Source organism: Sulfurovum sp. (assembly GCF_041551015.1).
Classification (GTDB): Bacteria; Campylobacterota; Campylobacteria; order Campylobacterales; family Sulfurovaceae; genus Sulfurovum.
On record NZ_JBFENQ010000001.1, the window covers coordinates 25,991 to 41,556 of the forward strand.

Here is a 15,566-nt window from a genome sequence, read left to right on the forward strand (position 1 = left end):
TCCTCTCTAACGTAACCATGCTACCAAATCTCTACTCAACTTCGTTACTGCTACATTTGTAGCAGTAACGTAGCCTTTTGCATCAGTTGTTGGTGTGGATTCTTTGTAGCTAAACCTTTTACTTTTTACCAGGTTCCCTGTCTCTGTACTTATGAGATTGAACTGTATAGATACAACAGCATGTGACTCTGCTTCTCGAACTCTATGATAAAAAGCAAATATAGTACTTTCTAATCTATAATCTTCTTTAGCCGTTGATGTATCAGATAATACTACATTAAAAAGCTTACTTCCATCTAAAACCTCTATAAATGTACCTTGCAGAATTTTACTCATATTGTTCGACCACTCAGAGTTTTGATAATTACCGCTATCAATACTGCTGTATGAGAAGTTCATTTTTTGTGATATGTGATCTTTTAAACTCTGCGGGTATGTGATTTTAATACTTTTGCTTTTATAGTTACTACTATGTACTGTACTCACAGGAGCGATATCTAAACTATAGACTTTGAGTGCCGGTTCTTTTGTACATCCTAATAACCCTATAAGTATGATAATTAATGCTAAGTACTTATTTCTTGTCATTCCCCTGGTCCTTTCATTGATTTTCTGGACTTGAACAGAAGATCACTTGGATTATTTTCTATACTTCGTGACATATCATTCAGCTGACCTAAAAGTATATCTATATCTACAAGCATTGGTTCAAAGATCTTTTTGAAATTATAATCTCCTCTCTCTATACTCTTTTCTACTTTGAGTGTAACACGATTAAAATTCTTACTAGTTTCCATTAACTTCTCTACTGTAGGGACAGTGACTTCTTTAATTTCTGCAAAATCTTTTTGCATTTGTTTGAAATCTGTAATAGCTTCTGTCAATCTTTTGTTTATGTTCGCCATAGAAACCCTGAACTCATCAAGAGTAACAATGACCTTATCTTCCAACTCTTCGCTTTTTGCTGTTACTCTCTCAGTGTTATCAAGGATATTTCCTATCGTTTCAATATTGTGATCTGAAAGGAGCTTTTGACTCTGCAGTAAAAGATCTTCTATTTTTCCACTCGCTCCACCAATGTCACCTGTTAATTTCGTCAGGAAGGAGGGTTTTGTCTTAATAATTGGAATATGATCTTTTGTAGGTAATAAAGTTTTAGCTTCGTTTGTGCCCCCATCTATCTCTATAGATAAGAGTCCTGTCACACCAAACATTGCTGTATGTGCTACCATATCTTCTTTGATAGGTATGCCCTTTTTTATTTTTACAAATACTTCAACCATTTCTATATTTTGAGGATTAATTTGTATTTTACTTACGCTACCAATATCTACACCACGTAATTTTACATTAGAATCTATAGAAAGCCCTGCAACAGAGTCATACATTTCAAGTTTGTAGGTATCAAATTCTTCTTGTAGATCATACTTGGCAAGCCAAAAAGCAAACCAAACCATACCGGCTCCAAAAAATAATACGAATATACCTACAATAGTATAATTGACTCTGCTATACATCTTTCACCTTATCCTTAAACCTCTCTTTTGTATACTCATTCTTAAAGAATTCTTCTACAAAGGGATGTTGTGATTGTAACACATTTTCTAATGACCCTTGTGCTACCACATGTTTATCTGCCAAAACTGCCATCCTATCTACGATACTGAAAATACTATCTAAATCATGCGTGATCATCACAACAGTGATACCTAACAAGTCACGCAACTCCACAATAAGTGCATCAAAATTTCGTGCACCTATAGGATCTAATCCTGATGTAGGTTCATCCAGGAAAAGTAATTTCGGCTCCATCGCCAATGCCCTTGCAAGTGCAGCACGTTTCACCATCCCTCCACTGAGTTCAGAAGGGTATAGTGCTCCTACATGCGGTTCCAATCCTACAAGCGCCAATTTGGATTGCACCAATTTATCTCTCATTACTTTAGTTATATTGGTATATTCTTTGAGTTGTACTTCTATATTTTCTGCAATCGTCAAAGAAGAGTAAAGTGCTCCAAACTGGAAAAGCACACCCCAGTCACTGCGTAAGACCTGTGCGTCTTTGAAGCCTATACGGCTTAAGGATTTACCCAAAACGGTTATTTCCCCTGCACTAGGCTCCATGAGCATAATCATCTCTTTCATAAGTACAGATTTTCCTGAACCACTTTCCCCTAAAATACCATAGATCTCATTTTCATCGATATGAAGATTAATTCCATCATGAATAGTTCTTTCACCAAACTTTGTCACAACATCTTCTACTTTAATGACTGTTTTCATAGTCCAAGCTCCGTAAAAATTACTGAGAAAAGTGCATCAAAAGCGATCACTAAAAAGATGGAATTGACTACTGATGCTGTGGTATGAAGCCCAACACTTTCTGTACTATAAGAGACCTGGAATCCTCTAAAACACCCTACCGCTGCGATAAGAAATGCAAAGACCGGACCCTTCATCATACCAAGCAAATAGTGTTTCACTTCTAAAACTTCATAGAGTCTTTCTGTAAACAATGTCATAGAAATACCCAATTGCATACTGGCTGCGACCATACCACCTAAAATACCAATGAGATCAGCAAAGAAGATCAACAATGGAAGTGCTACCATTAAAGCAAATATACGGGGGAGTACCAAAAAAGTATAAGGATCAAAACCCATAGTACGCATGGCAGCTATCTCTTCAGTAATTTTCATAGCCCCTATTTCAGCAGTATACGCAGACCCACTGCGTCCTGCAATGACAATAGCCGTTATCATAGGTCCCAACTCTCTGGTAATGGATATCGCTACCGTATCTACAATGAAAATATCTGCGCCAAATTTGGCTAACTGAACAGACCCCTGATAGGAGATAACCATCCCCACTAAAAATGATGTTAGTGCTATGATAATTATTGCATTAAACCCTGATTGGTGAATATGGTATATGGTTTCTTTAAAACGTATATCTTTAGGTTTCACAAATGTATGAAACATTGCATAAAAAAGATGTCCGATAAACGTAATGAAACTCTTAACATCTTCATAGATCTCAAGGGTGCTTTTACCCAAATTTTCGAGAATACTTTTCTTTCTAGGAGCTTCAATCTCTTGGATATTGCTATTGAGAAGGTTATACATGTCTTTTTGATTTTCAGTATAACCTACTACTTCTATCTCAGTTTCTTTTTGAAATCGTTTAAAATATTCTATAAAAATCAGTACGCCTGCACTGTCAAATTCACTGATTCCAGAAACATCCCAAACAATCTTTTTATCATGAGGAATATTGAGTAGCTTATTCTCTATTTCAAACACACTGTTAAGTGTCCACTCTCCTGTAGAGATAAGCTTAAGATGATGCTGATCTGCCTCATACGTTAAAAACTGCTTCTTCATAAAAACCATTATAGGTAAGATTAGATTAAGTTTGGCTATAATTTCCATAATATATAAAGAGGTGTAACACATGAAAAACTTTGGATTAAATATTTGGGGTGAAAATAACTTTATCATAAATAAAGATACTATCAATATCAATTATGGCAAGCAACCCTCTTTGCTTGAGCTTACACAAGAAATTCGTGAAAAAGGATATAAAGGTCCTCTTTTACTACGTTTTCCACATCTCATAGAAAAACAGATCTCTACCCTTTTCAAGACTTTTGACAATGCTAAGAAAGAATTTAACTATCAAGGAAATTTTCAGGCTGTTTTTCCTCTTAAGGTCAATCAATTTCCAAACTTTGTACATGCTCTTATGGATGTCTCTAAAAAATACAACTATGGACTTGAAGCAGGAAGTAAAGCTGAACTTATCATAGCTATGACGAAAACGCCTCTGGGTGCACCTATCACAGTAAATGGTTTTAAAGATAAAGAGATGATATCACTCTGTTTTATTGCAGCGAAAATGGGACACAATATCACTGTTACCATAGAAGGTCTTGGAGAACTCGAGACTATTGTAGAGGTCAACCACGAATTCAATGAGGATGCAGTAACTCCTATCGCACCTAAAATAGGAGTACGTATACGTCTTCACAGTTCAGGCATAGGAATTTGGGCAAAAAGCGGTGGATACGGTTCTAAATTTGGACTCACCTCTACAGAGCTTCTAGAAGCTTATGAGATAATGCAAAAAAATTCACTTTTAGACCACCTTTGGATGATCCATTTTCACATAGGGTCACAGATGGGTGATATCGCTCCACTTAAAAAAGCATTGAGAGAAGCTGGACATATTTATGCTGACCTTAAAAAACGTGGTGCTGATGCACTCGGAGCTATCAACATCGGTGGAGGTCTCGCCGTAGAGTATAGCCAACACGAAGATAAACAAGAGAGAAACTATTCTCTCAGAGAATTTGCCAATGATGTAGTTTTCCTTATGCAAGATATTGCAAAAAGCAAAAATGTTGCAGAACCAGATATCTTTACCGAGTCAGGACGTTATATCGCAGCTTCGCACTCAGTACTTGTCGCACCTGTACTTGAACTTTTTTCTCAGGAGTATACAGAGAAAGGTCTACGTCTTAAAGAAGTCAATCCTCCTCTTATACAAGAACTTTATGATCTTTACAACTCTTTAAGTCGTGAACGTGCGAGAGAGTACCTGCATGATGCTCTTGATCATATGGAAAGCCTCCTTACACTCTTTGATCTAGGCTATATTGATCTTGAAGACCGTTCAAATACAGAGATATTGGTGAATCTCATTATTAAAAAAGCTATTGCATTGCTCAAAAATGAAGATAGCGATGAACTCAAAAAACTACAGGATCGTATACAGGAGAAATATCTTGTGAATTTCTCAGCGTTCCAGTCATTACCTGACTTTTGGGGCTTGGGACAGCAATTTCCTATCATGCCTTTAGACCATCTTGATATCAAACCGACCAACCCGGCAAGTATCTGGGATATCACCTGTGACAGTGATGGAGAAATAGGTTTTAATCGTGACTTTCCACTTTATTTACATGATATCGATGTTGATACAGAAGAGTATTTTTTAGCTTTCTTTCTTACCGGAGCATATCAAGAAGTATTGGGAATGAAACATAACCTTTTTACGCATCCTACTGAAGCAGTTATCACTTTTGATGAAGAAGGAAATCATAGTATAGATGATCTCATCGAGGCACAAAACATAATGGATGTTTTAGATGATTTAGATTATGATACCTATCTCATCGATAAATCACTTAAATATAGAATAGAAGAATCTAAACATCTAAACAATGAAGAAAAACGTGAACTTTTAGGTAAACTTTACCTTTATTTAAGTGAAAATAGCTATCTTAAGACTATTCAAGCCATTGACGAGGAGTGTTAGAAGTGAACCCATTTAGTCTTATCAAAGAAGATTTTCTTAATGTAAAAAGGAATGATCCTGCCCTGCACTCTACCTTTGAACTCTTTTTTAATTACCCTGGGCTATGGGCACTTCTATTTCATCGTTTGGCACATTCGCTTTACAAAAAAGGACTTAGGTTCCTTCCACGACTCATCTCTGCCATCGGGCAATTTTTAACAGTGATAGATATACATCCTGCTGCAACCATTGGTCGCAGAGTTTTCATTGACCATGGAGTTGGAGTTGTTATCGGTGAAACCGCAATCATCGGTGATGATGTGATTATTTATCAGCAAGTAACATTGGGCGGTGTGAGTACAAGTAAAGGGAAAAGACACCCGACCCTTGAAAACAACGTTGTTATAGGTGCAGGAGCTAAAATACTTGGAAACATTACTATCGGCGAAAACTCAAAAGTAGGTGCTAACTCTGTTGTGGTTAAAAATGTACCTCCCGACTCAACTGCCGTAGGTGTACCTGCACGCGTTCTCAAACGAGGATTTGATAAAACACCACTTAGTCATAATAAACTCCCGGATGTGAACAAAGAGATATTTGAATATCTTCTCAAACGTCTTGCTATTGTTGAAACTGCTGTTGAGACTGGTGACCATAAGCACATTAAAGAAAAAGACCATGAACTTGAAGAGCTTTATGACAACTTTATTCACTCTATGGATTAAAAAGATTTGTTGCTTTTTTTAACGGATTTTTTGATACAATTATACAATTTATAATCAAAGGTTTTAACATGCTTTCAGATCGTATCCAAACACTATCTCCATCACTTACTATAGCCATCTCTTCACTTGCGCGTGATTTAAAAGCACAAGGAAAAGATATTCTTTCTTTCTCAGCTGGAGAACCAGACTTTGGAACTCCACAACGCATTAAAGATGAAGCGATTAAAGCTATCAACGATGGTTTTACCCAGTACACTGCTGTACCAGGTATACCAGAGCTTCTGGAAGCTGTAGCAGCAAAACTAAAAAGAGACAATGGTCTGGACTACGCTCCTTCGGATATCATTGTAAGTAATGGTGCAAAACAATCTCTCTTTAACCTTTTTCAAGCTGTACTTAATGAAGGTGATGAAGTTATCATCCCTGCACCATATTGGGTAACATATCCAGAGTTAGTGAAATATGCTAGTGCCGTACCGGTTATTATAGAAACAAATGAAATAAGTGGATTTAAGATCACGGCAGAACAACTCAAGGCTGCCATCACACCTAAAACAAAAATGATCATTCTTACATCACCATCTAACCCTACTGGTTCTGTTTATTCAGAATCTGAACTTCGTTCACTAGCAACAGTACTAGAAGGTACAGATATCATTGTAGCAAGTGATGAAATGTATGAGAAACTTGTCTATGACATAGATTTTGTAGCTGCTGCAAGCATCTCTGAAGATATGTATCAAAGAACGGTAACGATCAATGGTCTCAGTAAGTCTGTAGCGATGACAGGATGGCGTTTTGGGTACTTGGCTACTCCAAATAAAGCATTGATTGCTGCAATGAACAAACTTCAGAGTCAAAGTACATCAAACATCAACTCTATCACGCAAAAAGCAGCCATTCCAGCACTGCTTGGTGAAGTCGATACAGAGATCGAACAAATGAGAAGAGCTTTTGAAGGTAGAGCAGAAGAAGCAGTTAAACTATTTAACGACATTAACGGTCTTTCTGTACTTAAACCACAGGGTGCATTTTACCTCTTTGTAAATATCAAAGATATATCAAATGACTCTATAGAATTCTGTAAAGAGTTACTTCAAGCTACTGGTGTTGCTGTAGTTCCTGGTATAGGTTTTGGATCTGAAGGGTATTTTAGATTTTCATTTGCTACAGATATTACAACGATCCGTGAAGGTATCAGACGTATCGAAAAGTTTGTACAGAGTAAAAAGTAAAATGCCTTTTGCCTTTTAGACCAAGATACTTGCTTGGTCTAAATTAACTTTGAACTACTTTTTCTTCTTTGTCATATTTTCCATAACAAACCATACAGTACCAATAATAGTAAATAAGATCACAGGTGCTATCCATGGATTTATTTTAATATATTCAAACACTGCGATGATAAACTCACTTGAATAATACGCACTCAATCCGATCGTCAATACAAACACAATGGATGCAAATATATTATAAAATGCAAACTTTTTAAAGTCGTACTTCGCAAGTGCCATAGAGAGTGGTACAAGGGTTTTAATACCATAGAGGAACTTCTGTATAAATATAGCCAGTATTCCGTACTTACGCATGATAAGTGTAGCAAGGGCTATTTTACGTTTATGTTTTGCAAAATAAGGCTGAATTTCTTTTTTCTGGTATTTCCCTAGATAAAAAAGAAAGATATCACCTAGAAAATTAGACACTGTAGCTACAGCTAAAGCAGTAGTCAGGTCCATTTTTCCCATGAAAGAGAATACACCTGCTGCTGCCACGATGAACAGCGAACCACCAAAGGCAAAAAATGCTACAGCTAAGTAACCCCAAGTCTCTAAAGAAGCAAAATCCATAAAAAATCCTAAATAGTTTATTAAAGAATCATACCCAAAATAAGTTATAATCCTTCTCATGATTGAAACACTAATGAGTATACTATTTGTCTATGTCTTTATACTTTTAGGCTACATGGCTAAACGTATCTTCTCTGAAGATATGAATACAAAAACACTTACACTGATGTCTGTCTATTTTCTACAACCTTTTGTCACTATATGGGGCTTCAGTACAGCCAAATTACACAGTGAACACCTTTACGTCCCATTCATCTACCTTGCCATCATCTTAGTGCTTCTCATACCGACCATCATCCTAGGCAAGATGATCTTTAACGATCCAAAAGAAAGAGCCATCTTTTCTATAGCAGGATTTGTAGGAAATACAGGAAACATTGGTATTCCTCTGGGTATTGCTCTCTTTGGAGAAGCATCTGTTATCTATACTACTCTTATCAATATAGCAAATATATTTGTCGTCTACATTATTGGTGTCTACATATATTCACGGGGTTCATTCAGTATTAAAGATTCACTCTTTAACATTGTGAAGATCCCTATTATTCCTGCCTCTGTTATCGCTATATATATTAATATATACGATATACCTCTAAGTGCACAGATTCAAGAGTTTTTCAAAATGGGTGCCTACGCAGGTATCGTCTTACAGCTCTTTTTACTGGGAACATTCTTACAAGGCATACGCATCAAAGAGCTACACCCAAAACTCTTTATAGGTACGATCAGCCAAAAGTTTGTCATCGTCCCTTTGGCTACAGCTGTCATACTCTCTTTTACGCATCTGCCACTTTTTGTACAAGGTATCATCTTTATGGAAATGATGGTACCTTTGGCTGTTGCCAATATTAACCTTGCTTCGCTATATAATTGTAAACCCAAAGATGTGACTTCTCTTATATTATTGAGTACACTTTTATTTATGCCTTTACTGTTTGGCCTAAGTTATGTTATAAATCACTACTATTTGTGATAAAATAACCCTATAATTTTCAGAGGAGTCACTATGTCTAAAAAAACCCTTATTATTGGTGCTGGCGGTGTCGGAAATGTTGTTGCTTTTAAGTGTGCAATGAATGCTGATACTTTTGGAGAGATCACGTTAGCAAGCCGTACTATCAGTAAATGCGATGCCATCGCTGCAAATGTAAAAGAGAAAACAGGCGTCCAGATACACACACGAGCAGTGGATGCAGATTCCATACCTGAACTTAAAGAACTCATTGCTGCTACGGGTGCAAGTATTGTCATCAATGTGGCACTTCCTTACCAGGATCTTACCATCATGGATGCCTGTGAGGAGATGCAGGTTGATTACCTCGATACAGCAAACTACGAACACCCTGACACTGCAAAATTTGAGTACAAAGAACAGTGGGCTAGAGATGAAGAGTTTAGAAAAGCGAATATCATGGGTTTACTGGGTAGCGGTTTTGACCCTGGAGCCACCAACGTATTTTGTGCCTATGCGCAAAAACACTATTTCGATGAGATACATACCATAGACATTCTTGACTGTAATGCAGGGGACCATGGGTATCCTTTTGCAACCAATTTCAACCCTGAGATCAATCTTCGTGAAGTTTCAGCAAAGGGACGTTACTGGGAGAATGGAGAGTGGATAGAAACTGAACCTATGGAGATCATGCAAGTCTGGGATTACCCGGAAGTGGGACCAAAAGACAGTTACCTGCTTTACCATGAAGAGATGGAATCTTTGGTCAAACATATCAAAGGGCTAAAACGTATCAGATTTTTCATGACGTTTGGACAAAGTTATCTTACACATATGAAATGTCTTGAGAATGTAGGCATGCTGGGTATCAAAGAGGTCGAACATAAAGGAATGAAGATCGTTCCTATGGAATTCCTTGCCACCCTGCTTCCCGATCCTGCTAGTCTGGGACCACGTACCAAAGGTAAAACAAATATCGGTATCTTCGCTAAAGGTATCAAAGATGGTAAAGAAAAGGCCATCTACATTTACCAGGTCAGTGACCATGAAAAATGTTATGCAGAAGTGATGAGTCAAGGTGTAAGTTACACCACAGGTGTACCTGCCATGATAGGAGCCAAACTGATGTTAGAAGGCAAATGGCAAGGCAAAGGTGTCTTTAACATGGAAGAGCTTGATCCAGATCCTTTTATGGAAGAGCTGAATAAACAAGGTTTGCCTTGGCAGGTAATGGAACTTGACGCTGATGAAACTCGTGTAGTATCATAACACATAAATATAGATGGATTTTATACTCAAAAAAATTGTCTCTATGTTTATCATGCCCTTGCCTCTGGGTGTGGCACTCATACTACTGGGATTATTTTTTCTCTATAAAAACAAACTAGCCAAGGCCAAATTTACACTTATGCTAAGTGTTACATGGCTTTTTCTCATTTCATACTCTCCTATTGTAGATACACTTTTATATGACATAGAATCTAAGAATCCTACACTGCATACCAGCCCTAAAAATATTAAATACATTTATGTTTTAGGGGGAGGACATCATACAGATGAAACTCGGCCCATTACCTCTCAGGTTGTTGACACATCTGTTGTAAGACTCAATGAGGGTATACGTCATTACCAGCAACTAAATGGCAAAGCAAAAATTATAGTATCAGGGTATCATGGATTATATGATATTACGGAACATGCCATTATGCAAAAAAAGTTGGCTATATCACTAGGTGTAGATAAAAATGATATTATTTTACATCTTGGTACTAAAGATACAGAGGAAGAAGCACAAGCAGGAAAAGAATTATTGAAAGATGAACCATTTATATTGGTAACTTCTGCATCCCATATGACAAGAGCACTTAATTTCTTTAAACAAGAAGGTCTTCATCCTATACCTGCACCTACAAATCACCTTGCCAATGGAAAATATTTGGACTATACAGACTTTTTTTCTGCCACCGCCTTGAAGAAGTCTCACATTGTATGGCATGAGTATTTAGGTCTTATTTGGCAAAAGTTGAAAGGGTTCTAATGCATTTCAATGGCTTTCCAAAAGAAGGACTTACATTCCTTAGCAACATTATTATAAACAACTCCAAAAAGTGGCTTGATGACCATAAAAACGAGTATGAAAAATACATCGTTTCATCCAACAAAGCCTATGTGGAAGAAATGGGTGAACACTTGCAAATACTTGTACCTTCCATAAATGCCATACCTAAAATAAACAAATCACTTTTTCGTATTTACCGTGATGCAAGGTTCCACCGGCTTGATCCTATTAAAGAGCGTATAGGCATCATCTTTTGGCAGGGTGATACACACCGTATGCAGAGCAGCTCTTTTTATATGCATTATGACCCTTTTGAGATATTTGTCGCTACGGGTATCCGTAACTTCAAAGCACCTCTACTCGCTACTTACAGAGAATACATAAAAAACGATGCAAAGAGAGAAACACTGCACCATATCCTAGAAGATCTGAAAAATAAAGGCTACACTATTCCTGAACCTCAATACAAACGTTATCCTTTAGGATTGGACAAAGATGACAAATATGCCTATCTTTACCTCTATGGTGCTATGTATGCTTACACAGTATTCCCACCCGATGAAACATTTCACTCTGAATTCATTATAGACAAAAACTTTAAGATCTATGAAGATATGCTTGACCTGCAGCAATGGGTCAATGAACTAACTTGTGTTGAAGAAATGATACCAGAATATCTTTACTAAAAATACACCTTTTTGTTTCTTAAAAAATCATATAACATATTAAAAGTGTAGATTGACACTTGACACTTTAGATAAATTACTCTATACTACACTAATTCAAACAAAAGGATTAGTCATGTCCCTCAAAATGAAAGACCTTTCTCTCCAAACGAATGAGAGTAAATCAACCATACTTTATTACCTAAAAGAAGGTTTACTTCCTCAACCATCTAAACCTAAACCAAATGTACATCTCTATGATGAAAGTTGTATACAAATAATCAAGTTTATCAAATACCTTCAACACAACTTCTCATACTCAATAGCTGAGATAAAAAACTTATTTAAAGAGAATCATTTTGATTTTGATGGAAGTTTTGAGATGATGGTCCGTTCTCTAGAACTGATCTCGGGAGGAAAAGAGAATCAATGGTATTCTAAACAAGACTTTTTAAAACTTGTTACAATGGATGAAAAAAAACTCAAAGCTTATCAGAAGAAAGGTTACCTATTTGAGAGAGCTAAAGGTTTCTCATCCAAAGAGGTAGAGATAGCTGAGATTATAGAGAGAGCAAGTAACCTAGGTCTTGACTTTGATCTTCTTGATGCTTATGTAGATGATGCCAAAATACTTGCAGAAAAAGAGAATGACATAGGTGCAACCCTACTCAAAGAAGATGAAGAGTCACACAATGCACGTTATGAACTTCTTTTTGATCTTATACTGACACTCAAACCTTACATTTTTAACATGCACACCGTTCAGGAACATAAAAAAAATATCACAAAGGCAAGCAAATGATATCACTTTTTAAAATCGCTGGATTTACACCTTATATACTTATTATACTACTCAATGCCATGACCGACCTGGGACACAAGATCATTTTACAAAACACTATTTTCAAAGCGTATGAAGGTCCAGAGCTCATCATACTCACTGCCATAGTTAATGCTTTGATACTTTTACCTTTTATCTTCCTCTTCTCTCCAGCTGGTTTCATCTCTGACAAATACCCTAAAACAATGGTCATAGAATATGCATCAATGGCTGCCATAGGTATCACTACGATGATACTTATCTCTTATTATATGGGTTGGTTTTGGATAGCATTTGGTTTGACCTTTGTTCTGGCTGCACAAAGTGCTATCTATTCCCCCGCAAAATATGGACTTATTAAAGAGATGACAGGCAATGAACATCTGGCTGAGGCAAATGCCCTGGTACAAGCTGTGACCATCGCATCTATCCTTGCCGGTGCAGTGATCTACTCGATTTTCTTTGAAAGTCTACTGCAAGATGCCAGTACTGTTCCTACAGTAATTCTCACCTATATTGCACCTGTGGGATACCTGCTTATAGGTGCCAGTTCCATAGAATACCTTTTGGCTAAACGACTGGTAAGAAAGTTCAAGGCTGTCGATATCAATGAGAGTATGACCTTTGATGCTAAAGAGTATAAGAACCTTTCTTATTTAAGACAGAACCTTTCTGTCATAAAACAAAACGAAACGATTTGGTTAAGTATCATCGGACTCTCTATACTTTGGGGTGTTTCACAAGTGGTATTAGCCATATTTGGAGAGCACCTCAAAAGCACACTAGGCATTACAAATACTATTACGGCACAAGGCTTATTAGCACTCGCCGGAATAGGTATGATACTGGGTTCAATGTTTGCAGGTCGTGTAAGTAAAAACTACATAGAGACAGGTATCATACCTCTAGGAAGTCTTGGTGTAGCCCTTGCACTCTATATGATTCCTTCTCTTGATTCTTTATGGTCATTAGGTACAGCCATTTTGTCTTTTGGTTTCTTTTCAGGCCTTTTCATTGTTCCACTGAATGCTATGATCCAGTTCTCATCACCTCACAATATACTAGGTAAGATCCTCGCAGGTAATAACTTTATGCAAAATGTGAGTATGTTTCTGTTTTTACTTTTAACTGCCATTTTTGGATACTTTCAATTTTCTTCTATAGGATTATTCTATATCATTTCTACTATCGCTTTCATAGGGATGGTATATACTTTTATCAAACTGCCACAGTCACTCATACGTTATATTGTCCGTATGATTATAGGGCTTAAGTACACTTTGCATGTTGATGGTCTTAACCATATAAAAGCAGATAAAGGCATACTTCTTTTAGGTAACCACGTATCATTTTTAGACTGGGCTGTCTTACAGATGGCATACCCAAAACAGATACGTTTTGTCATGGAAAGATCTTACTATGAAAAGTGGTACCTCAAACCATTTTTAGACTTTTTTGGGGTGATCCCCATCTCTAGCAGAGGAAGTAAAAGTGCTCTTCTAAAAGTGACAGAAGCACTGAACCGTGGTGAAACAGTAGCACTTTTCCCAGAGGGTCACCTCTCGCGTAACGGACACTTAGGTGCATTTCAAAGAGGATTTGAAATGGCAACCAAAGAGGTAGAAGATGCAGTGATCATACCTTTTTATCTTAGAGGGCTTTGGGAAGACAACTTCTCTTACGCATCAAATAAAATGAAACGTAACAAGAATAGAGACATCTCTGTGAGTTTTGCAGAGGCTATAGATATTCACTCCACTGCTTCACAAGTCAAGAAATCGGTATTTGATCTCTCTGTTAAAAGCTGGAAGTACTATGCAGAGTCTTTACCTTCATTGCAAAAAGCATGGATACACTCTGCTAAAAATGTCAGTTCAAAACTTTGCATGACAGATTCCACAGGTGTAGAAATGAGTGGAGATAAATTTATCACTGCAACATTTATGATGGCTTCTTCACTCAAACCAAAACTAAAAGAAAGTCAAAATATAGGTCTACTCTTACCCACATCTGTTGGAGGTTCTATGGGAAATATGGCTTTACTTACATTAGGAAAGACCATAGTTAACCTGAACTATTCTAGTGGAGAAGAAAGTCTATTACATGCACTTAAGATAGCCAACATCACTAAAGTCGTTGCTTCAAAACAGTTTATAACAAAACTCAAAGCTAAAGGTTTTGATATGACGAATGTACTTAAAAATGTTGAAGTCATCTATCTTGAAGAGATTAAAGAGAGTATGAGTAAGACCAAAGGACTCTTCACTCTTATAATGGTAAAAGTATTACCGGCATGGCTACTAAGTATTGTATTTATTAAAGATAACAACAAAGATGACACTGCTGCTATACTCTTTTCCAGTGGAAGTGAAGGTACACCAAAAGGCATAGAGTTAAGCCATAAAAACATTATGGGAAACATTAAACAGACTACGACCCTACTCAATCCTACAGATGAAGATGTGATGTTAGGGACATTACCTATTTTCCATTCATTTGGATTAACAGTAACGACGCTGTTACCTCTTATAGAAGGTATTCCTGTTGCGTCCCATCCAGACCCTACAGATGGATTTGGCATAGGAAAAATAGCAGCAAAATATGAAGCAACTATCTTATTGGCAACAGCTACATTCCTTAGACTCTATACAAGAAACCGTAAACTTACACCACTCATGTTAAAAGATATACGTATGGTAGTTGCCGGTGCAGAGAAACTGCCTCAAGAGATACGAGATGAGTTTAAAAAGAAGTTTGGTCATGAGATCTATGAAGGATATGGTGCAACAGAAACCACACCAGTGGCTTCAGGGAATATGCCTGATGTACTTATGTTGGACTCATGGAAACCACAAGTAGGTCAAAAGATAGGTACAGTTGGTCTACCGCTGCCTGGTTCTACATTTCGCATTGTAGACCCTGAGAGTTTTGAGGAGCTTGAGACAGATGAAGAAGGCATGATACTCATAGGTGGTACACAGATCATGAAAGGCTACATCGGTGATCCTGAAAGAACAGCATCTGTCATTAAAGAGATAGATGGCATCAGATGGTACGTCACAGGAGATAAAGGCCGTTTAGATGAAGATGGTTTCCTCACTATAGTTGACCGTTACAGCCGCTTTGCAAAAATAGCTGGAGAGATGGTCAGTCTCGGACTTGTCGAAGGTGAAGTCAGAAAGATACTCGGAGAAGAA

At 37.2% G+C, this 15,566-nt stretch carries 14 protein-coding genes; 9 read left to right on the forward strand and 5 right to left on the reverse strand.

Annotation, left to right across the window (positions count from 1 at the left end):
* Positions 1-6: 6 nt before the first annotated feature.
* The 4 genes from ABZC96_RS00125 to ABZC96_RS00140 are packed head-to-tail and all read right to left on the reverse strand — an operon-like array spanning position 7 to position 3,383.
* Positions 7-588, reverse strand: coding sequence for an ABC-type transport auxiliary lipoprotein family protein (locus ABZC96_RS00125; RefSeq protein ID WP_373028199.1), 582 nt, complete (start codon positions 586-588; stop codon positions 7-9).
* On the reverse strand, positions 585-1,517 hold the full coding sequence (locus tag ABZC96_RS00130) for an MlaD family protein (protein ID WP_373028200.1): 933 nt from the start codon (positions 1,515-1,517) through the stop codon (positions 585-587). Before ABZC96_RS00130 ends, ABZC96_RS00125 begins: the two co-directional genes overlap by 4 nt.
* Positions 1,510-2,283 carry an ABC transporter ATP-binding protein gene (locus ABZC96_RS00135; protein ID WP_373028201.1) on the reverse strand — a complete coding sequence of 258 codons (774 nt, stop codon included), beginning with the start codon at positions 2,281-2,283 and terminating at the stop codon, positions 1,510-1,512. Before ABZC96_RS00135 ends, ABZC96_RS00130 begins: the two co-directional genes overlap by 8 nt.
* On the reverse strand, positions 2,280-3,383 hold the full coding sequence (locus tag ABZC96_RS00140; protein ID WP_373028204.1) for an MlaE family lipid ABC transporter permease subunit: 1,104 nt from the start codon (positions 3,381-3,383) through the stop codon (positions 2,280-2,282). The genes ABZC96_RS00135 and ABZC96_RS00140 overlap by 4 nt, the downstream gene beginning before the upstream one ends.
* A gap of 70 nt (positions 3,384-3,453) precedes the next feature.
* On the opposite strand from ABZC96_RS00140, the gene speA reads away from it, so the two are divergent.
* From speA to ABZC96_RS00155, 3 genes are all read left to right on the forward strand, one after another.
* Positions 3,454-5,319: a biosynthetic arginine decarboxylase gene (speA, locus tag ABZC96_RS00145; protein ID WP_373028205.1), complete on the forward strand. Its 1,866-nt coding sequence runs from the start codon at positions 3,454-3,456 to the stop codon at positions 5,317-5,319.
* A 2-nt stretch (positions 5,320-5,321) separates the two neighbouring features.
* Positions 5,322-6,023: a serine O-acetyltransferase gene (cysE, locus tag ABZC96_RS00150; protein ID WP_373028206.1), complete on the forward strand. Its 702-nt coding sequence runs from the start codon at positions 5,322-5,324 to the stop codon at positions 6,021-6,023.
* Between the two features lie 68 nt (positions 6,024-6,091).
* On the forward strand, positions 6,092-7,258 hold the full coding sequence (locus ABZC96_RS00155; protein WP_373028207.1) for a pyridoxal phosphate-dependent aminotransferase: 1,167 nt from the start codon (positions 6,092-6,094) through the stop codon (positions 7,256-7,258).
* Positions 7,259-7,312: 54 nt separating this feature from the next.
* Here the strand turns inward: ABZC96_RS00155 and ABZC96_RS00160 are convergent, their stop codons facing one another.
* Positions 7,313-7,870, reverse strand: a complete 558-nt coding sequence (locus ABZC96_RS00160; protein ID WP_373028208.1) for a DedA family protein — start codon at positions 7,868-7,870, stop codon at positions 7,313-7,315.
* Positions 7,871-7,928: 58 nt separating this feature from the next.
* On the opposite strand from ABZC96_RS00160, the gene ABZC96_RS00165 reads away from it, so the two are divergent.
* From ABZC96_RS00165 to ABZC96_RS00190, 6 genes are all read left to right on the forward strand, one after another.
* Positions 7,929-8,843: an AEC family transporter gene (locus ABZC96_RS00165; protein ID WP_373028209.1), complete on the forward strand. Its 915-nt coding sequence runs from the start codon at positions 7,929-7,931 to the stop codon at positions 8,841-8,843.
* Between the two features lie 33 nt (positions 8,844-8,876).
* Positions 8,877-10,094, forward strand: coding sequence for a saccharopine dehydrogenase family protein (locus tag ABZC96_RS00170; protein ID WP_373028210.1), 1,218 nt, complete (start codon positions 8,877-8,879; stop codon positions 10,092-10,094).
* 13 nt (positions 10,095-10,107) lie between these two features.
* Complete coding sequence (gene elyC / locus ABZC96_RS00175) at positions 10,108-10,863, forward strand: envelope biogenesis factor ElyC (protein ID WP_373028211.1); 756 nt, start codon at positions 10,108-10,110, stop codon at positions 10,861-10,863.
* Entirely contained in the window at positions 10,863-11,570 is a 708-nt protein-coding gene (locus ABZC96_RS00180; protein WP_373028213.1) for a TIGR02453 family protein, read from the forward strand. The genes elyC and ABZC96_RS00180 overlap by 1 nt, the downstream gene beginning before the upstream one ends.
* A 115-nt stretch (positions 11,571-11,685) precedes the next feature.
* The gene (locus ABZC96_RS00185; RefSeq protein WP_373028214.1) at positions 11,686-12,351 is read left to right on the forward strand and encodes a MerR family transcriptional regulator; all 666 of its coding nucleotides are present in this window, start codon (positions 11,686-11,688) and stop codon (positions 12,349-12,351) included.
* A partial coding sequence (locus ABZC96_RS00190; protein WP_373028216.1) for an acyl-[ACP]--phospholipid O-acyltransferase occupies positions 12,348-15,566 on the forward strand: 3,219 nt, incomplete at its 3' end. The genes ABZC96_RS00185 and ABZC96_RS00190, both read left to right, overlap by 4 nt.